Origin of the sequence: Sarcina sp. DSM 11001, from assembly GCF_900101015.1 — a bacterium.
Taxonomy (GTDB): domain Bacteria; phylum Bacillota; class Clostridia; order Lachnospirales; family Lachnospiraceae; genus CAG-791.
In genome coordinates this window covers 68031-91113 of the sequence record NZ_FNFZ01000021.1, presented here as the reverse complement: position 1 = coordinate 91113, position 23083 = coordinate 68031, and the positions used below count along the sequence as shown (strand labels likewise).

The following is a 23083-nucleotide window of genomic DNA, read 5'->3' as shown; positions in this document are numbered from 1 at the left end:
CCGCAGGCTTTGAAAACAGTTCAGCACCGGCTGATCAGCTCAGGAAAGATCAATTATTTTAACAGTGCTGATCATGACACCACGCTGACAAATGTGGCTGCGGGACGCGGCGTCTGTCTGGCTCCGGGCTTCTTAAACGACCACAGCGGACAGTTCGCGTGGATCCCGTTCGACTGCAAGGAGGGCTTCTCCTGCGTTCTATGCACCCATAAAGAAGACCAGAGAGACAGTCTGAAAACCTTCCTTGATATTCTGAAAAAGCTTTACTCGGACGCGGTTGCGTTCCCACTGTAAAGAGCAAAAAAATAAGCCCGGGAGAATAACGATGAATAAATACAGATTTACTCACCTGCCCGGGGCCAGCTTATATTTCTTGTATTACCTGACTGAGAAGTGTTTTGGATTCTTCTTCTCCAAATTTTCAAACATGATATCCACGGGATTCTGGAACTCTTCATCATCCTCCCGGACCTCCATGGCGCCGATGAAATCGATCAAGGCTGCGATTTTCTTTTCCTCATTAACTACTGTTTTCTGGGTCAGATTGCACGAAAACAAACTTTCTATTCCTCATTTACTACTGTTTTCCGGTCAGATTGCGCGAAAACAAACTTTCTATTCCTCATTTACTACTGTTTTCCGGTCAGATTGCGCAAAAACAAACAAAAAGTTTAGGGCATGAAAAAAGCCCGGAAACGTTGAATTTCCGGGCTTCTTTGTGTCGTTGTAAAATATTCCGATCAGCGCTTGCTGAACTGAGGTGCACGCCTTGCGCCTTTGAGACCGTATTTCTTTCTCTCTTTCATACGAGGGTCACGGGTCAGGAAGCCTGCTTTCTTGAGGACAGGACGAAGGTCGGGATCAGCCTCGATCAGGGCACGGGAAATGCCGTGGCGGATCGCGCCGGCCTGGCCGGTGGTGCCGCCGCCCTTGACGGTGATCTTGTAGTCGTACTGGCCGGTAGTGCCGGTAAGGACGATGGGCTGGTTGACGATGACCTTGAGGGTCTCAAGTCCGAAATAATCATCAATGGTCCTGCCGTTGATGGTCATATTGCCGGTGCCGGGGGTAATGAAAACGCGGGCAACAGAGGATTTCCTTCTGCCGGTTCCGTAATAGGTCGCTTCTTTAGCCATTGTAAATCTCTCCTTTCAAACTCCGATTGGAACTTAGAACTTCAGCTCTTCGGGCTTCTGTGCCGCATGCTTGTGTTCGGGGCCTTCATATACGTGGAGCTTTCTGTACATGTCATCGCCAAGTCTTCCCTTGGGAAGCATGCCGCGGACGGCGTGCTCAATAACTCTGACAGGCTTTGTGCGGAGCATCTCACGAAGGGTGGTGTACTTCGCGCTGCCGACGTACTCGGAGTGACGGAAATAGATCTTCTGATCCAGCTTCTTGCCGGTGACTTTGATCTTCTCAGCATTTACAACAATGACATAATCGCCTGTATCCAAAAAAGGTGTAAAATAGGGCTTGTTCTTGCCGCGCAGGGCATTGGCAACTGCACATGCAAGGCGGCCGAGAGTCATGTCGGTCGCATCCACTACATACCATTTCTTCTCAATATCTGCTGCGCCTGGCACATAGGTTTTCATGTATTTTCCTCCATCGGTGCGTCACATGGTCCGGCATCTGACCTCCGGCCCATTTGTTTTATTTATTTCAGTGATTTCGTTAGATTCAAATGTGCGATGTCGCAGTGACAGGCTGCATCCGCCCAAAACCGGGGAGTCTGGGGCACACAAATAGATGCGTTCTGTCGTCGCACCCGAATATTTTAGCTTACACAGATACCAGTGTCAACCGGTAATTGTATTTTTTTCCGTTCTCTTTTCCCTTTTCCCGTTCGCATTTCCATTCAGTCTTTTCCCTTTGCTGAAGTGAAAAATCATCCATCTCAAGATACTTGCTGCTGATGGTTTTCTGGTCCACACCGGTTTCATTCATCGTGGATTTCCAAAATTCGGTATTTTTCTTAATCAAATCCCTGATAAGATTGATTGAAACAGCCCCCCGGCAAGTACTGGGAAGAGTAGTGTATGCAAGTGGAGATAACCAAGGCAACAAAAAAGAAACTCCGTTCAAAAGTTCGATTCGGCAGGGGAAGCTGAATCATCTCCTTTTTCATATTTCTTAATTATTTTTCCATATTCCTTAATGGCCTGATCGAATCGGTTCATCACATCCTGAGCTGCATAAAGTCCGTCCGCGTTCATCTCCAGATGTTTCAGCGCTATCGGGAAAATGGCAGGAGGTGTATCGATGTCCAGCAACGTCAGCCCGCGCAATTGATCAGCAGTCTGGTATACCAGATTCACACTGATCCATGCGTTGGAGTCTGCGTCTGTCCATCTGGAAAAGACCAGCTTGCTGCCTATAGGGACTTTTTTCTCGATGGAATCAGGGAGCGTGTAATCTTCTGCGCCGAGAGATGCGAGAACGCTCCCGATATTTGAATCGTGTCCGCAGAGAAAAGAGAATTTTCTGTTCTGGTTTTCCAGCTCATCTTTGACTTCAATCAGAAGCGGATGTGCCACATTCGGAGCCAGAAGCGGTGTTGAAAAGAGGATTTCCTGATAGGTGTCCTTGACTTCGCTGACTTTCTGCCATTGCTCTTTTGTAAGGACATGGCCAAAGGCAGCTTTTTCATCATCCTGTTCTTCATAATACTGGAGGACGAGTGCATCACTGATTCTGCCGCCCATTTTGAGAGAACCGGACAGGTTCGGCTCCTCGTTCAGCTTTAGTATGAGCTCTGTGTCATCAGTACGGAGCGACGCTGCTTCCCCGCTCCTCCAGGCAGGGGAATCCTCCATGTCGATGACATCCTCCAAAAGTCTGTAGTTGTCTGCCAGGGAAGCGATATCGTCCCCATATAGTTCTTTTACCTGTGATTCCACATCTCGGGTATATGCATTGTTGACGAAAGTCAACTGAGGCTTAAAAGTCGGATCCATACTGTCGTACTCGACGTGTGTCTCGACTTCCAGACCTGCCGTGGGTAGAAGTCCCGTTGCAAAGAACTGCGCTGTAGCAATCGTTCGCTGCTTTGCATTTGCATAGATACGAACAGAGCTGTCATCCGGTTGGTAATTCTCAGGAAAAAGTCTTTCTTTTTCCGCCCATCTTCGGAAATACTGCCCCATCATTGTCTCAAGAGCGCCGCCACGGAGAGATAGTTCACTGGGATTTGATGTCCAGGATATCCACTCATGAGGGGTAATTTCAGTCAGCACTGAGCCGCTGCCGCTCATGGGAGAGCGAATATTATGACGGCTGAGTACTACAACCTGCTCCAGGATATATCCTTCATGGGACAATGATCTAAGGCGACCGGCAGGATTTGGATTTTCCTCCTGATCGTGTTCCTGCGCAGCCGCCTGGGCGGTTTTATCAGCATACAATACATGTACATCGGCTGATGACGTGCTGCCTGTGTCTGAGACGTGCGCACCAGCAGATACATTCTCGTTCTGTGTCTGGACAGTATCATTTTGTACAGTCTCAGCCTGGCTCGAACCACCACAGCCCGCCAGAAGTAAGGCGATCAGGAACAGGGTGATAAACAGGTGTCTTTTCTTCTTCTCTTTTTTCATTTTTCTCAGGTTGTTTTATGAATGTCAAAGACCCTCTCCATGCCCGGTTCCAGGATCTCATACCGGACCAGGGTCAGTCCGCAGGCGGGAGCTGTAGGCCCTGCCGCGCGGCGGTCACAGGCATTCAGGATGTCCGGGATCTGGTCAGGCGTCTTCGCTCCCCGTCCCACTTCCATCAGGGTTCCCGCAATGATACGGACCATATTGTAAAGAAAGCCGCGTCCAGTGACGCGGATGACGATCTCCCGCGGCATGCGGGCAGCGGAACTGACGGAATCAGAACCGGGACCGGCATCAGAACGGCTGTCAGAAACGTTCTCAGAGCCTGTCAGTGTGATTTCAGAACCTGGCAGCGCGATTTCAGAACCTGGCAGCGCGATTTCAGAACCTGGCAGCGCGGTCTCAGAACCTGGCAGTGCGATTTCAGAACCTGTCAGTGCGATTTCAGAACCTGGCAGCGCGATTTCAGAACCTGGCAGCGCGGTCTCAGAACCTGGTAGTGCGGTCTCACATCCCGGCAGGATCTCCTCCACATCAACCGCCAGCACCTCGCGGACGGTAGTCTTCGCACTCGTATAAGTACTGCAGAAGCTCTTGAAATCATGTTCGCCCACCAGGTATGCAGCAGCCTCTCTCATTTTATCAATATCAAACCGGTACCGGGAAAAGTACGTATAGAGCCGCCGCATGGGATCCGGCATCTGCGCGTTCCAGATGCGGTATTCATAGGTCTTGACCGTGCTGCACCGGCGAGGGTGAAAATCCGCCGGAACCTCCATGGAGGTCTGGACGCAGATCTGGTCCGGAAGGCGAACGTTTATTGCATGGGCAAATTTTTCCGGGGGAATGCGGCTCTCCGTATCGAATACAGCGAGATTGCAGCGGGCGTGCACCCCCGAGTCCGTCCTGCTGGCCCCGATGACCTCCACTGGTACTCCGGTAAGCTCAGTCAGGGCGCGGTTCAGTTCTCCCTCGATCGTGGGAACACCGCTCTTCTGCGCCTGGAAACCGGCGTAATCCGTGCCGTCATAAGCGACGGAAAGAAGAATTCGTTTACTCATAATGCCATAACTTCTTCCGCGAAATGGTCAAGTTATTTTCGCATAATTCCTGACTGTACAGTTTGCGCAGAATGGATTTTTGCTGACAAAGCGGAAGAACGTATGACAATAATGAATCTACGATCCATGAGCATCAATCCATGAGCATCAATCCATGAACATCGATCCATGAGCATCGTCAGGTGATGGCAACGCTGTTCCGCGGAAATCCAGGCAGGCAAAACGTACAGATTCTTTCGCTACAGTTCCTGAGCCCTGACCCGCATAAAAGCGAAAGAGACAGGGGGACAGATACAAAAGGACCGTCCCTTTGTTTTACAAAAGGACCGTCCCTTTGTTTTAACCGTCCCTTTGTTTCCCAAGCGAAAGAGACAGGGGGACAGATACAAAAGGACCGTCCCCTTGTTTCCTTGTTTCAAAAAGGAAGCGGGAGAACTCTCACAGCCACGCACACCGCAAAATAGATGAAGAGGGTGAGGTAGGCTGCCCGGTCTCTGCCCAGATACACCAGCGGTTTCATCTTGGTCCTCCCGGCGCCGCCTCTATAGCATCTGGCCTCCATGGCCATGGCGAGGTCGTTGGCGCGGCGGAAAGCCGAGATAAACAGCGGCACGAGGAGTGGGACAAGGCTCTTCATTTTTTTTATGAGATTTCTGCTCTCGAAGTCGGCGCCTCTGGCGATCTGCGCTTTCATGATCTTGTCCGTCTCTTCCATCAGGATCGGGATAAAGCGCAGGGCTATGGACATCATCATGGCGATCTCATGCACCGGCACGCGGAAGCGCTTGAGCGGTCCCAGGAGGCTCTCAATGGCGTCGGTCAGCTGGTTGGGGGTCGTCGTGAGCGTCATCAGGGAAGACCCGATCACGAGGAGGGAGAGGCGGATCGCCATCTTGATGGCAAAGGCGAGGCCCTCTCTGGTTATTTTCAAAAAGCCGATACGGAAAATCACCTGGCCCGGAGTCAGGAACAGGTTGAAGGACATGGTGATCAGGAGAAGGATCAGGATCGCGCGCATGCCGCGGACAATATAGCCGACAGGAACATTTGAGAGCACGATCATTGCCGCGAGAAAAATTCCCGCGATGATATAGCCCGTAAAGCTGTCCACCACAAAAAGCGAAATGATATACACCAGAGTCCCCACGAGCTTGACGCGGGGATCCAGGCGGTGGAGCAGTGAATCTGTCTGGTAGTATTGTCCGAGTGTAATATCTTTAAACATATCCGTTCCCAGTCCTGTTACTTTATTTTTTTACGGGGATCTTTGCCAGAATCTCTTCAGCGGCCTGCTCGACAGTCAGGGCATTGGTCCTGACATCGAGACCCTTCTCTTTCAGCAGGTTCATAATGTAGGTGATCTGCGGAGCGGAAAGCCCCAGGTCTTCCAGCTCTTTATAGTGTCTGAAGACACCCTCGGGAGTGTTGTCAAAGATTTTTTTCCCGCCTCCCATCACGATGATCCGCTCGACATAGCGGGCGACATCATCCATGCTGTGGGAGACAAGAATGATGGTCATGGAATACTCTTTTTTCATCCGGGAGATCAGCCCGAGGATCTCGTCGCGCCCTCTCGGATCCAGTCCTGCCGTGGGCTCGTCCAGAATAAGGATGCTGGGACGCATGGCAAGAACGCCGGCGATCGCGACACGTCTTTTCTGCCCGCCGGAAAGGTCAAAAGGAGATGTCTTGAAATACTCCTCTTCCATTCCGACATCGGCAAGGGCTTCGACCGCGCGCTTTTTGCACTCCGCTTCATCCAGCCCCAGGTTCCGCGGACCGTACATGACATCAGAAAGAACGTCCACTTCGAACAGCTGATGCTCCGGGTACTGGAATACCAGCCCTACCGCCGCGCGGAGAACTTTCTTGTCGTATTTGTCCGAGTGGATATCCTCGCCGTTATACAGCACACGTCCTGATGACGGTTTCAGGAGTCCGTTCAGAAGCTGGACCAGGGTCGATTTTCCTGAACCGGTGTGCCCGATCAGACCGATGAACTGATTATCCGGTATTTCCAGGGTCACATCCTGCAGAGCTGAGGTCTGCATAGCCGTACCCTGCTCATAGACATAACTCACTTTTTCTAATTGAATTCCCATCTTCCGTCTGTTCCCCTGCTACTCTGTTTACTGTCTTCATTCCTTTCCGGCCTGGAAGGTATATTCAACCTGCTATTCAATCTGCAGCCTGGCAGATCCAGGGCCTGCTGTCCCTTCCCTGACTGGAAAACCAGTCTGCTCACTTCGCGTCAGGGCAGATTGCCCGGGCGAGCTCCTCTGATGTCAGAATCCCTTCCGGGATATCCACCCCTCTGCTGCGCAGGGTGTGCGCGAGCAGAGTGACCTGAGGCACGTCCAGATGAAGCTCCTGCATCTCTTCCACTCTGGAGAAAATCTCTCTGGGGGAGCCCTGCATGGCGATCCTGCCCCTGTCCATCACGAAGATCCTGTCCGCCTGTATGGCTTCTTCCATATAGTGGGTGATCAGGATAATCGTGATCCCCTCTCCCTTGTTCAGGGTAAGCGCCGCCCTGATGACGTCCGCCCGCCCTGAGGGGTCGAGCATGGCCGTCGGTTCATCCATGACGATGCATCTGGGATGCATGGCGATCACGCCGGCTATGGATACCCTTTGTTTCTGGCCGCCCGACAGGCGGTTGGGGGATTTTTTCCGATACTCGTACATGCCGACTGCCTTGAGGCTCTCTTCGACCCGTTCCCAGATTTCCTCCGTCGGCACTCCCATGTTTTCGGGGCCGAAGCCCACATCCTCCTCAACGACCTGGCCGATGATCTGGTTATCCGGATTCTGAAAAACCATACCGGCGGTCTGACGGATCTCCCAGAGGTATTGCTGGTCTCTGGTATCCAGTCCATTGATCCAGACTGCGCCCTCGGTCGGGAACAGAAGGGCATTGAGATGTTTGGCCAGGGTGGATTTTCCGGATCCGTTGTGCCCGAGGATCGCGATAAACTGCCCCGGCTTTACATCAAGCGAGACATCATCGATCGCGCGGATCGTTCCGGAAGGATTTCCGTCTTCGTCTCTCTGAATATAGTCATGGATCAGTTTGCTGACTTTGATCATATCGATCCTTCCTTCCGGGCAGGCCCTCAGCTGGTTTTCAAAATAGTTTCAGGGGTATAATGCCCCGCGCTGATTTTCAAAAAAGTTCCAGGGGCATAATGCCCCGCGCTGGTTTTTTCAAAAAAGCCTCCGGGAAATCCCTGGAGGCTTTTTAAAATCAATCTTTGGCTGCTGAAATCACGCCATACCGGGTACTGCAGCCTCATTAAGCAGATCAGACAAATTCCAGTACGACTTCCATCGCACCATCGCCGCGGCGCTGGCCGATCTTGATGATCCTGGTATAACCGCCGTTCCTGCCTGCGTACTTGGGGCCGTACTCAGTGAACATCTTGGCGACAAGGTCAACCTTCTTGGTGTTCTTTTTGCGTCCCTTTGCTTCAGTGGGAACTTCTACGACGGGATAGAGGTAGCGAAGGATCTGCCTTCTGGCATGCAGACGGCTGGGAGCATCCTTGGTGACCTGTTTCTCGACTTCGTCGTAAACAGTGACGCGCTTGCCGTCGATGACCTCTTTGACGCGCTTGCCGTCTTTGTCCTTGCGGGCAACCTTGGCCTTGACGGTCACGGTCTCAAAATTGTCGCGCTCCTTGACAGCCATGGTGATCATGGGCTCAACGATCTTGCGGATTTCCTTGGCGCGGGCCTCGGTGGTCGTGATCCTGCCGTGATAGATCAGGGCTGTGACCTGGTTGCGGAGCAGGGCCTTTCTGAGTTTTGTCTTCTTACCTAATTTTCTGTACATTGCCATGATATTTTCCTCCAGTTCATAGTTATGATGATGCCGGCGGCAGCGCTCTTTGGTCTTACCTGCTGCCGGTTCCGGAACGACCGGTCCGTCCTCTGTGCCGCTATGACTGCAGTTGCTGCAGTACACAATTATGTGTACTGCAACGGTACATTGCAGTATATAGTCATACAGTCATTCGTATCTTTCGCGGCGTCTATGACGTTTACAGGTCCTTAATTCCGGCATCTCCTGCTGCGCACCAGACGGATTTACCGCAGCGGGACGGACTCTCCTCAGGAGGGATCTTCGCTCGAATTGAGCTTCAGTCCCAGCTCTTTGAGCTTTTCGAGGACTTCTTCCAGAGACTTCCTGCCGAGGTTCCTGACTTTCATCATCTCCTCGGGGGTCTTGTTGCAAAGTTCTTCCACTGTATTGATGCCTGCGCGCTTGAGGCAGTTGTAGGAACGCACGGAAAGCTCCAGTTCATCAATACTCATCTCAAGTGCCTTCTCCTTGGGATTTTCCTTTTCCTCGGAGATCACCTTTGCGGTCCTGGCCTTCTCAGACAGGTTGATAAAGATACTCAGGTGCTCACTGAGGACCTTGGCGGCAAGGCTGACAGCCTCATCCGGTGCAATGGTTCCGTCAGTTGTGACATCCAGTGTCAGTTTGTCAAAGTCTGTCTGCTGGCCTACACGTGTATTCTCGACCGTCACGTTCACCCTTTCGACAGGTGTGTAGATGGAGTCGATCGGAATCACGCCGATCTTGGTGTCAGGGGTCTTGTTGCGGTCAGAACTGACATAACCCCTCCCTTTTGTGATCGTGAGCTCTACAAAAAGACGGGTGTCCTTTCCGCTCAGAGTGGCAATCACAAGGTCAGGATTCATGATCTCTATATCAGAATCGATCTGGATATCCGAAGCGCGCACAATGCCCTCGCCCTCATAGTCAATGAAGGCTGTCTTGGGCTCATTGGACTCGCTGTCGTTCTTGATCGCGAGGCTCTTAATGTTCATGATGATCTCGGTGATATCTTCCTTGACACCGGGGATCGTGCTGAACTCATGCTGTACGCCATCAATTTTAACCTGACTCACCGCAGCGCCGGGAAGTGAAGAGAGCATGATCCGGCGGAGGGAATTTCCCAGGGTGATGCCATAGCCTCTCTCCAGAGGCTCGACAACAAATCTGCCGTATTTCTTATCATCAGAGATCTTAACGACCTCGATGCTCGGTCTCTCAAAATCAAACACTCGTAAATCCTCCTTTGCGCTCTGCGCACAGTCACATTACTTGGAGTACAACTCGACGATGAGCATCTCGTTTACGGGAACGTCGATCTGCTCTCTCTTAGGCAGCTGGCTGACAGTGCCCTTGAGGTTTTCTTTGTCGACATCAACCCATTCGGGAGTAAGTCTGCCGCCGGTGACCTCGGCAATATCCTTGAAGCGCTGGATGCTTCTGGACTTCTCTTTTACCTCGATCACATCGCCTGCCTTCACGAGATAGGAAGGAACATTGACGACTTTGCCGTTGACAGTGATATGCTTGTGGCCGACAACCTGGCGTGCCTCGCGGCGGGTACGTGCGAATCCCATACGGTAGACGACGTTGTCCAGGCGGCTCTCGAGCATGGTCATCAGGTTCTCACCGGTCATGCCCTTCATCCTGTCTGCCTTGTCATAATAATTGCGGAAAGGCTTCTCAAGGACGCCGTAGATAAATTTGGCTTTCTGCTTCTCGCGCAGCTGGGTGCCGTACTCACTGAGCTTGCGGCTTCTGCGGATCAGCTGTCTCTTGGACTTCTTATCATATCCAAGGAATACGGGATCAAGGTCAAGAGATCTGCATCTCTTAAGTACCGGAGTTCTATTTACTGCCATTGTTCTAATCCTTTCTTATTTCTGCGCCCTGCGAAAAAGATCCGCAGGCACATGTTGTTTACAGCACGGATGTCCGGACAGTCTGTCCTGCCGGTCATTACCGTGTCTTCATCCAATCTGTTCAGGGTCTGTATACCGGCCGTGAAATACGGTCAGACTCTCCTTCTCTTGGGAGGACGGCATCCGTTGTGGGGAACCGGTGTGACATCAGTGATGCTGATGATCTCAAGTCCGTTGGAATTGAGCGCGCGGATAGCAGCCTCTCTGCCTGATCCAGGTCCCTTTACGAAAACATCGACAGCCTTAAGCCCATGGATGAGCGCTGCCTTTGTAGCCGTCTCTGCAGCCATCTGTGCTGCATAGGGAGTAGATTTCCTTGAACCTTTAAATCCAAGACCGCCTGCACTTGCCCAGCTCAGAGCGTTGCCCTGTGTATCTGTCAGGGTAACGATCGTATTGTTAAAAGAGGACTGGATGTGCGCCTGTCCGCGTTCAACGTTTTTCTTGACACGTCTAACCTGCTTCCTTCTGGAGGATTGCTGTTTTGCCATAAAACTAACCTACTTTCTTTCCCATTCTCCGTGCCCCTCAGGCCGCTTTCCCGGCGATGTCCCGGGGGCAGAATACTGTTTTTACATTAATTATTTCTTCTTGTTTGCGATGGTCTTCTTCGGGCCCTTTCTGGTCCTTGCATTGGTCTTGGTCTTCTGGCCGCGGACAGGAAGGCCTTTTCTGTGGCGGATGCCTCTGTAGCAGCCGATCTCACTGAGACGCTTGATGTTCATCGCGACTTCTCTGCGGAGATCACCTTCGACCATGTAGTCTTCGCTGATAACTTCACTGAGTTTCTTGACTTCTTCATCAGTCAGATCCCTGCACCTGGTGTCGGGATTGACGCCTGCCTTGTCGACGATCTTGGTTGCAGAGGTGCGGCCGATCCCGTAAATACTGGTCAGACCGATCTCAACGCGCTTATCTCTGGGTAAATCTACACCTGCGATACGAGCCATTGTAAAACTCTCCTTCTACTAAAAATCTACTGATTGACTGGGGCACAAAGACATGTTCCGTTTCATGTATTTTATGCCCAACCGGCCAAAGCCGGTCTTTCCACTGCGATCAGGATGCGGTCCCGGAAGGATCCGGACGCGGAAATCCCGCACCGCTTCCCCGTGTACCGGCTGGCTCCTCCTGGGAACCGGCAGAGTACATTTCATCGGCATGGTATCAAAGAGTAAAGAACCGCCCCGGTCTGTGTTGATTTGGGTTAACGGGGCGTCATCTATTCTATGATTCAGAGCAATTCAATTAGCTCGCTCAACCCTGCCTCTGTTTGTGTTTCGGATTCTCGCAGATGATCCTGACGATACCCTTGCGCTTAATGACCTTGCACTTATCGCACATGGGCTTGACTGAAGCTCTAACCTTCATCTCCTGCTCCTTTCCTGAATGACACCCGCGGCGGAACCCGCCAGGTGCCTGTTACCGGGTATGTCCGAAATCACCCCGCCCTTTGAAATGCGTAGCCGGAGCCGTTCCCGGCTCCTGACGGTTTAAGACAGGACAATTGAGCAAGGGTCTCCCCCTGCTCATTTACAGACAAATGCAATACTAACATACACAATATTGAAATACAAGATATTTTTATTGTATTTTTTAAAGAACAATACTAAAGCAATATCAGGAGCTGTTTCCCGCAGGGAAAACGGCTCCTGATCAAGCGGACATCTTCTATATTAATCTTCTATATTAACTATATTAAATATTAACTATATTAATAAGAATAAATAAGATTAATGAGAAGTCTTTCTTATTACTTATCTTATTACTTATCTTTTTACTTGTCTCTCCAGATGATCCTTCCTTTTGTAAGGTCATAGGTGGACATTTCCAGTGTAACCTTGTCTCCGGGCAGAATACGGATAAAGTTCTGGCGAAGCTTTCCGCTGATGTGTGCAAGGATGATCGCCCCGTTTTCAAGCTTCACCTTGAACATGGTATTGGGGAGCTTTTCCGTAACAATTCCCTCGAGCTCGATAACATCTGCTTTTGACATAAATTTTTCTCCTTTGCAGTCTATAAGAGCAGCCGGCTGACGTGATCTCTTATTCCTCGAACATCAGCGCCTGTTCTGTTCAGCCTTCCAGGATCGCGCTAATGGCATCAAACACTTCTTTCATATCTTTGGTTCCGTCGACAGTGCGAAGGACTCCCTTGTTCGCGTAGAAGTCGATCAGGGGCTGAGTCTGCTCATGGTAGACGGCGAGCCTGTTCTGGACAGTCTCGGGCTTGTCATCATCGCGCTGGATCAGCTCGCTGCCGCAGTTGTCACAGATCCCCTCTTTTTTGGGAGGAATAAATGTGATGTGATAGGAAGCACCGCATTTGGGACATGAACGGCGTCCGCTCATGCGGTCTACGATATTGCTGTCCGGAACATCCACATTGATCGCGTAATCGATCTGTTCGCCGGTCTTGGCGAGGGTATCTGTCAGGACTTCAGCCTGAGGGATCGTGCGGGGGAATCCATCCAGGATATATCCCTTTGCGCAGTCATCCGCTTTCACCCTGTCCAGAAGGAGCTCTACTGTGAGTTCATCGGGAACGAGCTGGCCGGCATCCATGAATGCCTTTGCCTTCTTGCCGAGCTCAGTGCCGTTCTTGATATTGGCGCGGAAGATATCTCCGGTGGAGATATGAGGAAGTCCGAACTTCTCCGCCATCATCTGTGCCTGTGTGCCTTTGCCCGCTCCGGGCGCTCCGAGCATAACGATTTTCATGGTTTACCTCCTGAGTGTTGATAAGGCACTGTTCTCAAAATTCGGAAGTTATAAAGTAACAGTGCCGAAAGTCCCGTAAATAAAGAACTTCAGGAAAACAGATGAATAATGATGTCATTTGGTTTATTTACGGGCCTGAGTTCCGGGATCCATAAATCAGCAAAAAACAGATTGCGACCGGGCACGGCGCAGGTCCGCCGCGCGGTCATAAAATGAAATGCAACGAAGGCGGACGGTAAAGTGGCTGTCCGCCTTCGAAATTTGTATCAGTCGTTGAGGAAACCTCTGTAATTTCTTACCAGCATCATGGACTCGACCTGTTTAATGGTCTCAAGCACCACGCTGACGACGATGATCAGGCTCGTTCCGCCAAAAGAGATCGAGGCATTGAAAAGCCCGCGGAAAATGAAAGGCAGAATACCGACGATAGTCAGACCAATGGCGCCGATAAAGATAATGTAGTTCAGGATACGGTTCAGATATTCACTTGTAGGTTTACCCGGACGGATACCGGGAATGAAGCCGCCGCGCTTCTTGAGGTTGTCCGCGATCTCGATCGGATTGAAGGTGATCGAGGTATAGAAATACGCGAAGAAGATCAGAAGCAGGATGTACAGCAGCAGTCCGAGAGTATATTTAATGTAGGAAGGATTACACCAGTAAGAGGAGCTCAGGTAGCGGAGGACCTCCGACCACACTCCTGTTCCTCTGTATCCCGCCAGAGTGGAAATGATTCCAGGGAACTCCATCAGGGATGAAGCAAAGATGATCGGCATAACGCCCGCCGTATTGACCTTGAGCGGGATGACCGATGTCTGGCCGGCGGTAAAACGCCTGCCGTTGATCTTCTGCGCGTAGGACACAGGGATCTTTCTCTCTGCGTCATTGAGCAGAATGACCAGGATGATCATGAGAAGAATGACCGCAATGATGATCACGGCGGCAAGGGCTCCGAAGGCCACATTCTTTCCGATTACAAACTGGGTGAACAGTGCGGCGATGTCTTGAGGCATCCTGGAAATAATGTTGATGCACAGGACGATGGAAATACCGTTTCCGATCCCGTGGACGGTGATCTGTTCACCGATCCACATCAGGAAGGCACTTCCTGCGGTGAGAGTGGCAATGACCATGATGATATTCAGGGCATTGAACTCTTCCAGAAGTCCCTGACGTCCGAATCCGATCGCCATGGCGGAGGATTCCAGCAGGGCCAGCGCTACGGTCACATACCTTGTGATCGCGGTCATCATCTTTCTGCCTTCCTCGCCTTCCTTCTGCAGCTCTTCGAGCTTGGGGATCGCGATCGTCAGCAGCTGTATGATGATCGAGGATGTGATATACGGCGTGATGTTGAGCGCCAGTACTGACATGTTCAGGAAAGAGCCGCCGGTAAACGCGTCCACAAAGCTGAACGCATCACCGGTCTGCTGCGCAAACCAGTCTGCGAAATAGTTTCTGTCTACACCGGGTACAGGGAGCTGACACCCGAAACGGATGACGATCATCATCAGAAAAGTAAACAGAAGCTTTATTCTGATTTCTTTTACTTTAAATACATTTTTGATCGAGTCAAACATTCTAACCAGGCCTTTCCGAAATACTTGGCCCCTCCCCCAGCACATCTCTGCCGGAGCCTTCGACCGTTAGGAGGGGGCTGCGCAGGAGCATCCTGTCGGGAAAACAAGGGCTCGCAGGAGCAGTCTCTCTGCCGGACAAAGTTTTCTACTGAAAGCAAAGTGCCGGGATAAAGGGGAAGCCATACCGGGTGTCAGACACTCCGGTATGGCATTGCTATTTCAATGACGATCAGCGGCCAATCGTTTCGGCTGTTCCGCCTGCTGCTTCGATCTTTTCCTTGGCTGCAGCGCTGAAGGCTGTGACCTTGACGGTCAGCTTCTTGCCCAGGTCTGCGTTGCCAACGATTTTGACGCCATCGCCGATCCTGCTGACAGCCCCGCTCTCAAGGAGAGTCTGCTCGTCAACAACCGCACCGTCCTCAAATCTCTCGAGGGTCTTGATGTCAATGGCAACGATGTCTTTCGCATTGTAGTTTTTGAAACCTCTCTTGGGAAGTCTCCTGTAAAGAGGCATCTGGCCGCCTTCAAATCCGGGCCTGGGAGCTCCGCTCCTTGCCTTCTGACCCTTGTGGCCGTAACCGGCTGTCTTGCCGTTGCCGGAAGCATGGCCGCGGCCTCTGCGGTAATTATCGTGCTTGGAGCCTTCCGCAGGCTTAAGATTATGTAAATCCATGATATACCTCCTGACTATTAGTTCAGCTCTTCGACCTTGACCATATGATTGATCAGTCTGATCTGACCCCTGGTCGCGGCGTTGTCAGGAAGGATCACAGAGCTGTTCAGCTTCTTGAATCCCATGGACTTGACAATCGCGCGGTTCTTGGGAACAGCACCGATGGTAGACTTGATCAGAGTGATTTTCAGCTTCTTCGGCTCAGCTGCTGTTTCTTTCACATCTGTAGGCATTTTCGATATCTCCTTTCAGATCGTTTTGTCTTGCTCCGGTCAGCCCTTGAGCTCAGCGACGGTCTTGCCGCGTCTTGCCGCGACTTCTTCCGGAACCTTCAGCTGGCTGAGGCCGTTGATGGTTGCCAGAACGACGTTCTGCTTGTTGTTGGAGCCAAGAGACTTGGTACGGATGTTCTTGATGCCGGCCAGCTCACAGACAGTACGTGCAGGACCGCCTGCGATGATACCGGTACCATCGGGAGACTTCTTCAGAAGGACGGAAGCACTGCCGTATTTGCCGATGTAATCGTGGGAAATGCTGGCGACTTCGTCGAGGGCAACACTGACAAGGTTCTTGGAAGCGTCTTCTCTGCCCTTGCGGATCGCCTCGGGGATTTCAGTGGCCTTGCCCAGGCCGCAGCCGACATGGCCGTTTCCGTCACCGACAACAACGAGCGCCGTGAAGCGCATGTTGCGGCCGCCTTTGACAACCTTCGTAACGCGCTTGATGGCCACAACCTTATCGGAAAGTTCCATCTGGCTTGTATCGATCATTGTATGTTTCATCACACATTCTCCTCCTTAGAATTCCAGGCCGGCCTTGCGGGCAGCGTCTGCCAGAGCTGCAACCTTGCCCATGTAGATGTATCCACCGCGGTCAAAGACCACTTCCTTGATACCCTTCTCGGCTGCTCTCTTTGCGATCACTTCACCGACCTTCTCAGCTGCTGCGATATCATCTGTATGCTCAACAGCATCCTGGATTTCCTTCTCGATCGTACCTGCAGCCACCAGAGTGGTCTGGGCGTCGTCGTCGATGATCTGTGCATAGATGTGTTTATTGCTTCTGTATACGGCAAGGCGGGGGCACTGTGCAGTCCCGCTGATCCTGTTGCGGATCCTGGAGTGCTTTTTCTCGCGGATCGCCTTCCTGTTTGCTTTCTTTACCATTATGAATTCCTCCAAGTATATGCCGCCGGATGCCTTCCTGTCACATCCTGATGTCCCAGGTAAGTCATCAGTTCCTCAGGTCTCTGCCTTCCGGCAGCCAGAACAGAATTATGGCTTATTCAGTCACGCGGACTGAAGCTGTAATTTATTTCTTGCCGGTCTTACCAACTTTGCGGCGGATGGTCTCATCCGAGTACTTGATGCCCTTGCCCTTGTAAGGTTCAGGTCTGCGCTTGTCTCTGATGTTGGCTGCAAACTGTCCGACGGCTTCTTTATCAATCCCCTTGACGGTGATCACATTGCCCTGGACCTCGGTGGTGACGCCTTCGGGATCTGTCATCTCAACGGGATGGGAATATCCTAAGCTAAGCGTAAGCGTATTGCCTGACTTCGCCGCTCTGTAACCAACGCCGTTGACTTCCAGCTTCTTCTCGAAACCGGCAGACACACCGACCACCATGTTGTGGAGCAGGCTTCTGGTCAGTCCATGAAGGGATTTTTCCTTCTTCAGATCATTGGGTCTCTCGATGGTGATGACGCCATCGTTCTGCGTGATCTTCATCTCACCCGGAAGGGTTCTCTCCAAAGTACCTTTGGGACCCTTTACAGTCACTTTATTATTTTCTGCTATCTCTACAGTGACGCCTGCAGGAATAGCGATTGGCATTTTACCGATGCGTGACATGCCCGTACCTCCTGATTGTATTTTCTTTTCTAAGCAGTATTCCATATACCGGATCCAGGTCTGTGCTGTGGATCACGGCATAATCGATATGGTCCTGATTCTTATTGATTTCTTTTTCCTTTTTCCCCGGGGCGGCCTGACGCCGCCTCTACGGTATTACCAGATGAATGCAAGCACTTCGCCGCCGACTTCGAGCTCTCTGGCCTTCTTGTCGGTGATCACGCCCTGGTTGGTGGAAAGGATCGCGGTGCCGAGTCCGTCAAGTACCTTCGGAACTTCATCCTTCTTGGCATAGACGCGAAGACCGGGCTTGGAGATCCTCTTGAGACCGGTGATGATCTTGTCATTCTTGTCCGCGCCGTACTTCAGGGTGATGCGGATATCCTGGAAATTGCCGTTGTCGACCATCTCATACTTCCTGATGTAACCTTCGTCGAGCAGGATGTTCGCGATCGCGAGCTTCATCTTGGAAGAGGGAATATCGACTGTATCGTGTTTTGCAGTGTTTGCGTTACGGATTCTTGTAAGCATATCTGCAATAGGATCGCTCATTGTCATTGATTTTGCCTCCTGATAGTGGATTCACCAAATTTCAAATAACTCCGCTTTGTTTAAGGGGCTGAAAACGAATAAATAGTTTCAGTTCCTTACCAGCTGGCTTTCTTAACGCCCGGAATCTGACCCTTGTATGCCAGTTCCCGGAAGCAGATTCTGCAGATTCCATACTTTTTAAGAACCGAGTGCGGGCGTCCACAGATCCTGCAGCGGGTGTAGGCTCTGGTGGAAAACTTGGGTTTCGCCTGCTGTTTCATTTTCATAGCTGTTTTTGCCATTATTTTATCTCCTGATTCTATATCCGTCGGAGCGTTCTGTGCTCACGGCTCTGGACTGTCCCAACAGGTTGACAGGGTTACTGCTGCTCCCTGGCAAAAGGCATATTGAAGAGGCGAAGGAGCTCCCTTGCTTCCTCATCGGTTTTTGCCGTGGTGGTGAAAATGATGTCCATGCCCCTGACCTTGTCGATCTTGTCGTACTCGATCTCGGGGAAGATCAGCTGTTCTTTGATGCCCAGCGCGTAGTTGCCTCTTCCGTCAAAGGAATTGGGGTTTACGCCGCGGAAGTCACGGACACGGGGAAGTGCCAGGTTGACAAGCCTGTCAAGGAACTCGTACATGCGGTCGCCGCGAAGTGTGACCTTGCAGCCGATAGGCATGCCTTCCCTGATCTTGAAGTTAGCGATGGACTTTTTCGCTTTTGTGATAACGGGCTTCTGTCCGGTGATGATGGCCATATCCCTTGTGGCTGCGTCGAGGATCTTCTCGTTCTCTCTTGCCTCACCGATGCCCATGTTGACGACGATCTTGTCCAGCTTCGGAACCTGCATGATGTTCTTGTAGCCGAACTTCTTCATCATCTGTTCGCGGATCTCATTCATATACAGATCTTTGAGTCTACTCAACGTATTTTCCTCCTAATATGCTGTTACTCCTGAGCTCCGTCAGGCGGCCGGCCGGATCACGCGATGCCGGTGATTGATGCCTGACAGGGCCTGAGCATAGTCGACAAACCTGCGCTCCAAAGCGTCACGCCTGTCACGCTGCGGCTGTATTACTCGACCACCTTGCCGGTCTTCTTGGCGATGCGGACTTTGCTCCTGCCCTCACCGCTGAAACCTACGCGGGTGACCTGGCCGTCAACGACCAGCATGACATTGGAGATATCCATGGCAGCTTCCTGCTGCACGATGCCGCCGTTCTGGTTTGCCATGGAAGGCTTCTGATGCTTTGTGACGATATTTGCACCTTCTACGGTGACTCTGCCTTTTTTACGGTCGACGGAGATAACCTTGCCCTCATGACCCTTGCTCTTGCCGGTCATGACTCTGACAGTATCGCCAACCTTGATCTTATTCATTGCCATAGCTCTCTCCTCCTTATAAGACTTCAGGAGCCAGGGAGAGGATCTTCATGAACTTCTTCTCACGAAGCTCTCTGGCCACAGGTCCGAAGATACGTGTGCCTGTCGGAGTCTGGTCGTCTTTGATAATGACTGCGGCGTTCTCATCAAATCTGATGTAGGAACCGTCTTTGCGCCTGGTTGTGTTGACCGTGCGGACAACGACAGCCTTGACAACATCACCCTTTTTGACGACGCCGCCGGGAGCTGCTTCCTTGACAGTCGCGATAATGGTATCACCGATCCTTGCATATCTTCTTGTGGAGCCGCCGCAGACGCGGATGCAGAGGATTTCCTTCGCACCGGTATTATCGGCAACTCTGAGTCTGCTTTCCTGCTGAATCATATCTGTTTTTTCCTTTCTTGCGGTTCTGGTACAGGCCCTTACCGCCGGGAAGCGTTTTCCCGGCCGGTGCCCGTACGGCCCAGAGGAGCAGGGGCGCGTCCCGCTTTCATCCGCGGGCTTTCACGGCTTTCTGCTCATACGGCCATTCCTGTAACTGCGATCTCGTCAGGCAGATTACGATGCAGGGTAATGATCCTACTGCGATCGATTACCTTGCCTTCTCGATGACGTTCACGACTCTCCATCTCTTGGTCTTGGAGAGCGGTCTTGTCTCCATAACGCGGACGGTATCACCGATTCCGCACTCGTTCTGCTCATCATGTGCTTTGAGCTTGTATGTCCTCTTGACGATCTTTCCGATCAGCGGATGCTTGATGTGGTCTTCGATCGCCACGACGACGGTCTTGTCCATCTTGTCGCTGACAACCTTGCCGATGCGGACTTTTCTAAGATTTCTTTCCACGGTTATTCTCCTTTATTCTCAGAATCTCCCCTGGCTGCCCCAAGGACAGCACAGGGTGCTGTAAATCCTGCTCACTGCTCATTGGCGCTGATCATGGTCTTGATCCTGGCAATATTTCTGCGGACTTCTCTGATCCTGGCCGTGTTCGTCAGCTGGTTCGTGGCATTCTGGAATCTCAGATTGAAAAGCTCTTTCTTGGCGGAAACAAGTTCCTGGTTCAGCTCTTCGATGTTTTTACTTCTAAGGTCCTCGACGTACGCTTTACTCTTCATTTAAACTGCACCACCTTCCAATTGCGCTTTCGAAACGATCTTGCACTTGCAGGGAAGCTTGTTGGCTGCAAGGCGGAGTGCTTCTTTTGCAGTCTCTTCAGGAACACCGGCGATCTCGAACATGACTCTGCCGGGCTTGACAACAGCTACCCAGTATTCCACAGCGCCCTTACCGGAGCCCATACGGACCTCAGCAGGTTTCTTGGTGACGGGCTTGTCAGGGAAGATCTTGATCCAGATCTTACCGCCTCTGCGGACGTAACGGGTCATGGCGACACGAGCTGCCTCGATCTGATTGGAACGGATCCAGACGGGCTCGGTGCAGACAAGACCGTACTCACCGTAAGCGATCTTTGTGCCCCTGGTGGGCGTACCTGCCATGCTGCCGCGGAACTGTTTACGATATTTCACTCTCTTGGGCATTAACATCAGCGGTCACCCCCTTCTGCTTTATCTGTGTTCTTTGTGGGAAGCACCTCACCCTTGTAGATCCACACCTTGACGCCAACCTTGCCGTAGGTGGTATTTGCTTCCGCAAAGCCATAATCGATATCCGCGCGCAGTGTCTGCAGCGGAATGGTTCCCTCGGAGTAAGTCTCGGTACGCGCAATGTCAGCGCCGCCCAGACGTCCGCCGCAGGCAGCCTTGATTCCGAGAGCGCCGGCCTTCATGGTTCTGCCCATGCAGGACTTCATGGCTCTTCTGAAGGAAATACGTCCCTCAAGCTGCTGCGCGATATTCTCAGCGACCAGCTGTGCATCCTTGTCGGGGTGCTTGATCAGCTTGATGTCAAGAAGGATCTTCTTGCCGGTCATCTTGGAAAGCTGTTTTCTGGTATTCTCGATCTCAGCGCCGCCCTTGCCGATGATGACACCGGGCTTCTGCGCGTAGACGACGACCTTGACGCGGTCAGACGCGCGCTCCACCTCAACCTTGGAGATGCCGGCGCTGTAGAGCTTTTTCTTCAGAAATTTTCTGATATTGTAATCTTCAACGAGCAGGTCCGCGAAGTCGCCTTCAGCATACCACCTGGAGTCCCAGTCCTTGATGATGCCTACGCGCAGACCATGAGGATTAACTTTCTGTCCCATTCTTGGCTCCTTTCATTTTTCCGCTTACGCTTCACTCTTCTTCTCGTCAAGGACGATCTTGAGGTTGCTCATCCTCTTCAGGATCCTGTAGGCTCTGCCCTGTGCCCTGGGCCTGATCCTCTTCATGGTCGGGCCGTCAAAGGCATAGCACTCGGCGACGTACAGGTTGGCGGGATTGAGGCCGAGGTTGTTCTCGGCATTCGCCACTGCGGAGTTGAGGAGCTTCAGGATCACTTCTGAAGCATATCTGTTGTTATATGTAAGGATGCCTGCTGCTGTCTCGACATCTTTGCCGCGGATCGCGTCCATGACGAAGCATGCCTTCTGAACAGGAATCCTGGCGTAAGAAAGCTTTGCGGAGGGACGGGTGTCCTTCTGAGCGTTTCTCTCTCGTTTAATCTGGGTTCTATGTCCGTTTGCCATAGTTCCACTCCTTTCAATGAATCAACTCCGGGGCTCAGCCTGCCGAAGACTTTCTCTCATTCTTGTTGTTGCCCTGGTGTCCTCTGTAGGTTCTGGTCATAACGAACTCTCCGAGCTTGTGTCCGACCATATCTTCGGTCACATACACCGGCACGTGCTTGCGTCCGTCGTGGACAGCAATCGTGTGGCCAACAAATGACGGGAAAATCGTAGAACGGCGGGACCAGGTCTTGATGACCTGCTTGCTGCCGGAAGCGTTCATCTCGTCAATCTTCTTCAAAAGGCTCTTATCCGCAAACGGTCCCTTTTTCAATGATCTTGCCATGGTAAGTATTCTCCTTATTTAACCTCAGCGCCGGCCTTTTTCATCCGGGTCGCTGTATTCACCTTTTTTTACTTCTTGGCGCCGCGTCTTCTCACGATCAGCTTATCAGAAGCTTTCTTCTTACGTGTCTTGTAGCCAAGTGCAGGCTTGCCCCAGGGAGTGGAAGGTCCCGGACGTCCGATCGGAGCCTTGCCTTCGCCGCCGCCGTGAGGATGGTCGTTAGGATTCATGACGGAACCGCGGACTGTGGGACGAATGCCCATGTGGCGCTTCCGGCCTGCCTTACCATAGTTGATCAGGTTGTGGTCGATGTTGCCGATAACGCCGATAGTGGCACGGCACTCCAGGGGGACCATTCTCATTTCGCCGGAGGGAAGACGCAGGGTAGCGTACTTGCCTTCTTTAGCCATCAGCTGCGCGCTTGTGCCGGCGCTGCGGACCATCTGGCCGCCCTTGCCGGGCTTGAGCTCGATGTTGTGTACCTGGGTACCAACAGGGATCGCAGACAGAGGCAGGCAGTTGCCGACTCTGATCTCGGCCTTCTCGCCGTTCATGACGGTCATGCCGTCAGTCAGTCCCTGGGGAGCAAGGATGTAGGATTTCTCACCATCCGCATAGCAGATCAGCGCGATGTTGGCTGTTCTGTTGGGATCGTACTCGATGCCGATGACCTTTGCGGGGATGCCGTCCTTGATTCTCCTGAAATCAACCAGTCTGTATTTTCTTCTGTTTCCGCCGCCGTGATGTCTGACAGTGATCTTACCCTGATTGTTGCGTCCCGCATTCTTTTTGAGGGACTCGACAAGTGATTTCTCAGGGGTCTTCTTTGTGATTTCGCTGAAATCCGATCCCGTCATGTTTCTTCTCGACGGTGTATAAGCGGTATACTTTTTAATTCCCATGATTGGTTCTCCTATTCATGTCTGTTTGCACCGCGCTGTGCAGGATCCGTATACC

At 51.8% G+C, this 23083-nt stretch carries 35 protein-coding genes and 1 pseudogene; 1 reads left to right on the top strand and 35 read right to left on the bottom strand.

Going from position 1 to position 23083, the window contains the following annotated elements; all coding sequences use genetic code 11:
* Positions 1–294: pseudogene (locus BLT02_RS11895) on the top strand (LysR family transcriptional regulator); the annotation flags it as partial.
* A gap of 84 nt (positions 295–378) precedes the next feature.
* On the opposite strand, the gene BLT02_RS11890 reads toward BLT02_RS11895, so the two are convergent.
* The 35 genes from BLT02_RS11890 to rplB form a co-directional block, all read right to left on the bottom strand.
* Positions 379–558, bottom strand: a complete 180-nt coding sequence (locus BLT02_RS11890; protein ID WP_092995664.1) for a hypothetical protein — start codon at positions 556–558, stop codon at positions 379–381.
* Positions 559–740: 182 nt separating this feature from the next.
* Positions 741–1136: a 30S ribosomal protein S9 gene (rpsI, locus tag BLT02_RS11885; protein WP_092995661.1), complete on the bottom strand. Its 396-nt coding sequence runs from the start codon at positions 1134–1136 to the stop codon at positions 741–743.
* Positions 1137–1169: 33 nt separating this feature from the next.
* Entirely contained in the window at positions 1170–1598 is a 429-nt protein-coding gene (gene rplM / locus BLT02_RS11880; protein ID WP_092995657.1) for a 50S ribosomal protein L13, read from the bottom strand.
* A gap of 187 nt (positions 1599–1785) precedes the next feature.
* Positions 1786–1950, bottom strand: a complete 165-nt coding sequence (locus tag BLT02_RS17200; protein WP_175453811.1) for a hypothetical protein — start codon at positions 1948–1950, stop codon at positions 1786–1788.
* Positions 1951–2084: 134 nt separating this feature from the next.
* Complete coding sequence (locus tag BLT02_RS11875; protein WP_092995654.1) at positions 2085–3599, bottom strand: histidine-type phosphatase; 1515 nt, start codon at positions 3597–3599, stop codon at positions 2085–2087.
* A gap of 5 nt (positions 3600–3604) precedes the next feature.
* Complete coding sequence (locus BLT02_RS11870) at positions 3605–4660, bottom strand: tRNA pseudouridine synthase A (RefSeq protein WP_092995651.1); 1056 nt, start codon at positions 4658–4660, stop codon at positions 3605–3607.
* Positions 4661–5075: 415 nt separating this feature from the next.
* Positions 5076–5885: an energy-coupling factor transporter transmembrane component T family protein gene (locus BLT02_RS11865; RefSeq protein ID WP_092995648.1), complete on the bottom strand. Its 810-nt coding sequence runs from the start codon at positions 5883–5885 to the stop codon at positions 5076–5078.
* Between the two features lie 22 nt (positions 5886–5907).
* Positions 5908–6762 carry an energy-coupling factor transporter ATPase gene (locus BLT02_RS11860; protein WP_092995645.1) on the bottom strand — a complete coding sequence of 285 codons (855 nt, stop codon included), beginning with the start codon at positions 6760–6762 and terminating at the stop codon, positions 5908–5910.
* A gap of 139 nt (positions 6763–6901) precedes the next feature.
* Positions 6902–7756 carry an energy-coupling factor transporter ATPase gene (locus tag BLT02_RS11855; RefSeq protein ID WP_175453815.1) on the bottom strand — a complete coding sequence of 285 codons (855 nt, stop codon included), beginning with the start codon at positions 7754–7756 and terminating at the stop codon, positions 6902–6904.
* A 208-nt stretch (positions 7757–7964) separates the two neighbouring features.
* Positions 7965–8501 (bottom strand): bL17 family ribosomal protein, encoded by a 537-nt coding sequence (locus tag BLT02_RS11850; RefSeq protein ID WP_092995683.1) that lies wholly within the window; start codon positions 8499–8501, stop codon positions 7965–7967.
* 272 nt (positions 8502–8773) lie between these two features.
* On the bottom strand, positions 8774–9736 hold the full coding sequence (locus BLT02_RS11845; RefSeq protein WP_092995639.1) for a DNA-directed RNA polymerase subunit alpha: 963 nt from the start codon (positions 9734–9736) through the stop codon (positions 8774–8776).
* A gap of 36 nt (positions 9737–9772) precedes the next feature.
* Positions 9773–10366 carry a 30S ribosomal protein S4 gene (rpsD, locus tag BLT02_RS11840; protein ID WP_092995636.1) on the bottom strand — a complete coding sequence of 198 codons (594 nt, stop codon included), beginning with the start codon at positions 10364–10366 and terminating at the stop codon, positions 9773–9775.
* 152 nt (positions 10367–10518) lie between these two features.
* Positions 10519–10917, bottom strand: a complete 399-nt coding sequence (gene rpsK, locus BLT02_RS11835; protein WP_092995633.1) for a 30S ribosomal protein S11 — start codon at positions 10915–10917, stop codon at positions 10519–10521.
* A gap of 90 nt (positions 10918–11007) precedes the next feature.
* The gene (gene rpsM, locus BLT02_RS11830) at positions 11008–11376 is read right to left on the bottom strand and encodes a 30S ribosomal protein S13 (RefSeq protein WP_092995630.1); all 369 of its coding nucleotides are present in this window, start codon (positions 11374–11376) and stop codon (positions 11008–11010) included.
* Positions 11377–11683: 307 nt separating this feature from the next.
* Positions 11684–11797, bottom strand: coding sequence for a 50S ribosomal protein L36 (gene rpmJ, locus BLT02_RS11825; RefSeq protein WP_092995628.1), 114 nt, complete (start codon positions 11795–11797; stop codon positions 11684–11686).
* A 406-nt stretch (positions 11798–12203) separates the two neighbouring features.
* Positions 12204–12422 (bottom strand): translation initiation factor IF-1, encoded by a 219-nt coding sequence (gene infA / locus BLT02_RS11820; RefSeq protein ID WP_092995625.1) that lies wholly within the window; start codon positions 12420–12422, stop codon positions 12204–12206.
* A gap of 79 nt (positions 12423–12501) precedes the next feature.
* Complete coding sequence (locus BLT02_RS11815; protein ID WP_092995622.1) at positions 12502–13146, bottom strand: adenylate kinase; 645 nt, start codon at positions 13144–13146, stop codon at positions 12502–12504.
* A 266-nt stretch (positions 13147–13412) separates the two neighbouring features.
* Positions 13413–14726: a preprotein translocase subunit SecY gene (gene secY / locus BLT02_RS11810; protein ID WP_092995619.1), complete on the bottom strand. Its 1314-nt coding sequence runs from the start codon at positions 14724–14726 to the stop codon at positions 13413–13415.
* 229 nt (positions 14727–14955) lie between these two features.
* Positions 14956–15399 (bottom strand): 50S ribosomal protein L15, encoded by a 444-nt coding sequence (rplO, locus tag BLT02_RS11805; protein ID WP_092995616.1) that lies wholly within the window; start codon positions 15397–15399, stop codon positions 14956–14958.
* Positions 15400–15416: 17 nt separating this feature from the next.
* Positions 15417–15632, bottom strand: a complete 216-nt coding sequence (gene rpmD, locus BLT02_RS11800) for a 50S ribosomal protein L30 (RefSeq protein WP_092995613.1) — start codon at positions 15630–15632, stop codon at positions 15417–15419.
* Positions 15633–15671: 39 nt separating this feature from the next.
* Positions 15672–16181, bottom strand: a complete 510-nt coding sequence (gene rpsE / locus BLT02_RS11795; RefSeq protein ID WP_092995610.1) for a 30S ribosomal protein S5 — start codon at positions 16179–16181, stop codon at positions 15672–15674.
* Positions 16182–16196: 15 nt separating this feature from the next.
* Positions 16197–16565 carry a 50S ribosomal protein L18 gene (rplR, locus tag BLT02_RS11790; protein ID WP_092995607.1) on the bottom strand — a complete coding sequence of 123 codons (369 nt, stop codon included), beginning with the start codon at positions 16563–16565 and terminating at the stop codon, positions 16197–16199.
* A 145-nt stretch (positions 16566–16710) separates the two neighbouring features.
* Positions 16711–17250 carry a 50S ribosomal protein L6 gene (gene rplF, locus BLT02_RS11785; RefSeq protein WP_092995604.1) on the bottom strand — a complete coding sequence of 180 codons (540 nt, stop codon included), beginning with the start codon at positions 17248–17250 and terminating at the stop codon, positions 16711–16713.
* A gap of 156 nt (positions 17251–17406) precedes the next feature.
* A complete protein-coding gene (gene rpsH / locus BLT02_RS11780; protein ID WP_092995601.1) occupies positions 17407–17808 on the bottom strand; it encodes a 30S ribosomal protein S8 in 402 nt (133 codons plus the stop codon).
* Between the two features lie 89 nt (positions 17809–17897).
* Positions 17898–18083 carry a type Z 30S ribosomal protein S14 gene (locus BLT02_RS11775; protein ID WP_092995597.1) on the bottom strand — a complete coding sequence of 62 codons (186 nt, stop codon included), beginning with the start codon at positions 18081–18083 and terminating at the stop codon, positions 17898–17900.
* 77 nt (positions 18084–18160) lie between these two features.
* Positions 18161–18709 (bottom strand): 50S ribosomal protein L5, encoded by a 549-nt coding sequence (rplE, locus tag BLT02_RS11770; protein WP_092995594.1) that lies wholly within the window; start codon positions 18707–18709, stop codon positions 18161–18163.
* A 149-nt stretch (positions 18710–18858) separates the two neighbouring features.
* Positions 18859–19164 (bottom strand): 50S ribosomal protein L24, encoded by a 306-nt coding sequence (gene rplX, locus BLT02_RS11765; RefSeq protein WP_092995680.1) that lies wholly within the window; start codon positions 19162–19164, stop codon positions 18859–18861.
* Between the two features lie 19 nt (positions 19165–19183).
* Positions 19184–19552, bottom strand: coding sequence for a 50S ribosomal protein L14 (rplN, locus tag BLT02_RS11760; protein WP_092995591.1), 369 nt, complete (start codon positions 19550–19552; stop codon positions 19184–19186).
* A 208-nt stretch (positions 19553–19760) separates the two neighbouring features.
* Positions 19761–20015, bottom strand: a complete 255-nt coding sequence (rpsQ, locus tag BLT02_RS11755; protein WP_092995588.1) for a 30S ribosomal protein S17 — start codon at positions 20013–20015, stop codon at positions 19761–19763.
* Between the two features lie 71 nt (positions 20016–20086).
* A complete protein-coding gene (gene rpmC / locus BLT02_RS11750) occupies positions 20087–20287 on the bottom strand; it encodes a 50S ribosomal protein L29 (protein WP_092995585.1) in 201 nt (66 codons plus the stop codon).
* Positions 20288–20716 (bottom strand): 50S ribosomal protein L16, encoded by a 429-nt coding sequence (rplP, locus tag BLT02_RS11745; protein ID WP_092995582.1) that lies wholly within the window; start codon positions 20714–20716, stop codon positions 20288–20290. It lies immediately after the preceding gene.
* On the bottom strand, positions 20716–21378 hold the full coding sequence (gene rpsC / locus BLT02_RS11740; RefSeq protein ID WP_092995579.1) for a 30S ribosomal protein S3: 663 nt from the start codon (positions 21376–21378) through the stop codon (positions 20716–20718). Before rpsC ends, rplP begins: the two co-directional genes overlap by 1 nt.
* Before the next feature lie 24 nt (positions 21379–21402).
* Positions 21403–21801 (bottom strand): 50S ribosomal protein L22, encoded by a 399-nt coding sequence (gene rplV, locus BLT02_RS11735; RefSeq protein WP_092995576.1) that lies wholly within the window; start codon positions 21799–21801, stop codon positions 21403–21405.
* Between the two features lie 34 nt (positions 21802–21835).
* The gene (gene rpsS / locus BLT02_RS11730; RefSeq protein WP_092995573.1) at positions 21836–22126 is read right to left on the bottom strand and encodes a 30S ribosomal protein S19; all 291 of its coding nucleotides are present in this window, start codon (positions 22124–22126) and stop codon (positions 21836–21838) included.
* 68 nt (positions 22127–22194) lie between these two features.
* Complete coding sequence (gene rplB, locus BLT02_RS11725) at positions 22195–23028, bottom strand: 50S ribosomal protein L2 (protein WP_092995570.1); 834 nt, start codon at positions 23026–23028, stop codon at positions 22195–22197.
* Between the last annotated feature and the right edge of the window lie 55 nt (positions 23029–23083).

What these genes read in the sequence shown, in the direction of transcription:
- rpsI (WP_092995661.1), bottom strand. Translation starts at nt 1,136, where the DNA reads ATGGCTAAAGAAGCGACCTATTACGGAACCGGCAGAAGGAAATCCTCT.
- rplM (WP_092995657.1), bottom strand. Translation starts at nt 1,598, where the DNA reads ATGAAAACCTATGTGCCAGGCGCAGCAGATATTGAGAAGAAATGGTAT.
- BLT02_RS17200 (WP_175453811.1), bottom strand. Translation starts at nt 1,950, where the DNA reads ATGAATGAAACCGGTGTGGACCAGAAAACCATCAGCAGCAAGTATCTT.
- BLT02_RS11875 (WP_092995654.1), bottom strand. Translation starts at nt 3,599, where the DNA reads ATGAAAAAAGAGAAGAAGAAAAGACACCTGTTTATCACCCTGTTCCTG.
- BLT02_RS11870 (WP_092995651.1), bottom strand. Translation starts at nt 4,660, where the DNA reads ATGAGTAAACGAATTCTTCTTTCCGTCGCTTATGACGGCACGGATTAC.
- BLT02_RS11865 (WP_092995648.1), bottom strand. Translation starts at nt 5,885, where the DNA reads ATGTTTAAAGATATTACACTCGGACAATACTACCAGACAGATTCACTG.
- BLT02_RS11860 (WP_092995645.1), bottom strand. Translation starts at nt 6,762, where the DNA reads ATGGGAATTCAATTAGAAAAAGTGAGTTATGTCTATGAGCAGGGTACG.
- BLT02_RS11850 (WP_092995683.1), bottom strand. Translation starts at nt 8,501, where the DNA reads ATGGCAATGTACAGAAAATTAGGTAAGAAGACAAAACTCAGAAAGGCC.
- rpsD (WP_092995636.1), bottom strand. Translation starts at nt 10,366, where the DNA reads ATGGCAGTAAATAGAACTCCGGTACTTAAGAGATGCAGATCTCTTGAC.
- rpsK (WP_092995633.1), bottom strand. Translation starts at nt 10,917, where the DNA reads ATGGCAAAACAGCAATCCTCCAGAAGGAAGCAGGTTAGACGTGTCAAG.
- rpsM (WP_092995630.1), bottom strand. Translation starts at nt 11,376, where the DNA reads ATGGCTCGTATCGCAGGTGTAGATTTACCCAGAGATAAGCGCGTTGAG.
- rpmJ (WP_092995628.1), bottom strand. Translation starts at nt 11,797, where the DNA reads ATGAAGGTTAGAGCTTCAGTCAAGCCCATGTGCGATAAGTGCAAGGTC.
- infA (WP_092995625.1), bottom strand. Translation starts at nt 12,422, where the DNA reads ATGTCAAAAGCAGATGTTATCGAGCTCGAGGGAATTGTTACGGAAAAG.
- BLT02_RS11815 (WP_092995622.1), bottom strand. Translation starts at nt 13,146, where the DNA reads ATGAAAATCGTTATGCTCGGAGCGCCCGGAGCGGGCAAAGGCACACAG.
- secY (WP_092995619.1), bottom strand. Translation starts at nt 14,726, where the DNA reads ATGTTTGACTCGATCAAAAATGTATTTAAAGTAAAAGAAATCAGAATA.
- rplO (WP_092995616.1), bottom strand. Translation starts at nt 15,399, where the DNA reads ATGGATTTACATAATCTTAAGCCTGCGGAAGGCTCCAAGCACGATAAT.
- rpmD (WP_092995613.1), bottom strand. Translation starts at nt 15,632, where the DNA reads ATGCCTACAGATGTGAAAGAAACAGCAGCTGAGCCGAAGAAGCTGAAA.
- rpsE (WP_092995610.1), bottom strand. Translation starts at nt 16,181, where the DNA reads ATGAAACATACAATGATCGATACAAGCCAGATGGAACTTTCCGATAAG.
- rplR (WP_092995607.1), bottom strand. Translation starts at nt 16,565, where the DNA reads ATGGTAAAGAAAGCAAACAGGAAGGCGATCCGCGAGAAAAAGCACTCC.
- rplF (WP_092995604.1), bottom strand. Translation starts at nt 17,250, where the DNA reads ATGTCACGCATCGGTAAAATGCCAATCGCTATTCCTGCAGGCGTCACT.
- rpsH (WP_092995601.1), bottom strand. Translation starts at nt 17,808, where the DNA reads ATGACAATGAGCGATCCTATTGCAGATATGCTTACAAGAATCCGTAAC.
- BLT02_RS11775 (WP_092995597.1), bottom strand. Translation starts at nt 18,083, where the DNA reads ATGGCAAAAACAGCTATGAAAATGAAACAGCAGGCGAAACCCAAGTTT.
- rplX (WP_092995680.1), bottom strand. Translation starts at nt 19,164, where the DNA reads ATGAATAAGATCAAGGTTGGCGATACTGTCAGAGTCATGACCGGCAAG.
- rplN (WP_092995591.1), bottom strand. Translation starts at nt 19,552, where the DNA reads ATGATTCAGCAGGAAAGCAGACTCAGAGTTGCCGATAATACCGGTGCG.
- rpmC (WP_092995585.1), bottom strand. Translation starts at nt 20,287, where the DNA reads ATGAAGAGTAAAGCGTACGTCGAGGACCTTAGAAGTAAAAACATCGAA.
- rplP (WP_092995582.1), bottom strand. Translation starts at nt 20,716, where the DNA reads ATGTTAATGCCCAAGAGAGTGAAATATCGTAAACAGTTCCGCGGCAGC.
- rpsC (WP_092995579.1), bottom strand. Translation starts at nt 21,378, where the DNA reads ATGGGACAGAAAGTTAATCCTCATGGTCTGCGCGTAGGCATCATCAAG.
- rplV (WP_092995576.1), bottom strand. Translation starts at nt 21,801, where the DNA reads ATGGCAAACGGACATAGAACCCAGATTAAACGAGAGAGAAACGCTCAG.
- rpsS (WP_092995573.1), bottom strand. Translation starts at nt 22,126, where the DNA reads ATGGCAAGATCATTGAAAAAGGGACCGTTTGCGGATAAGAGCCTTTTG.
- rplB (WP_092995570.1), bottom strand. Translation starts at nt 23,028, where the DNA reads ATGGGAATTAAAAAGTATACCGCTTATACACCGTCGAGAAGAAACATG.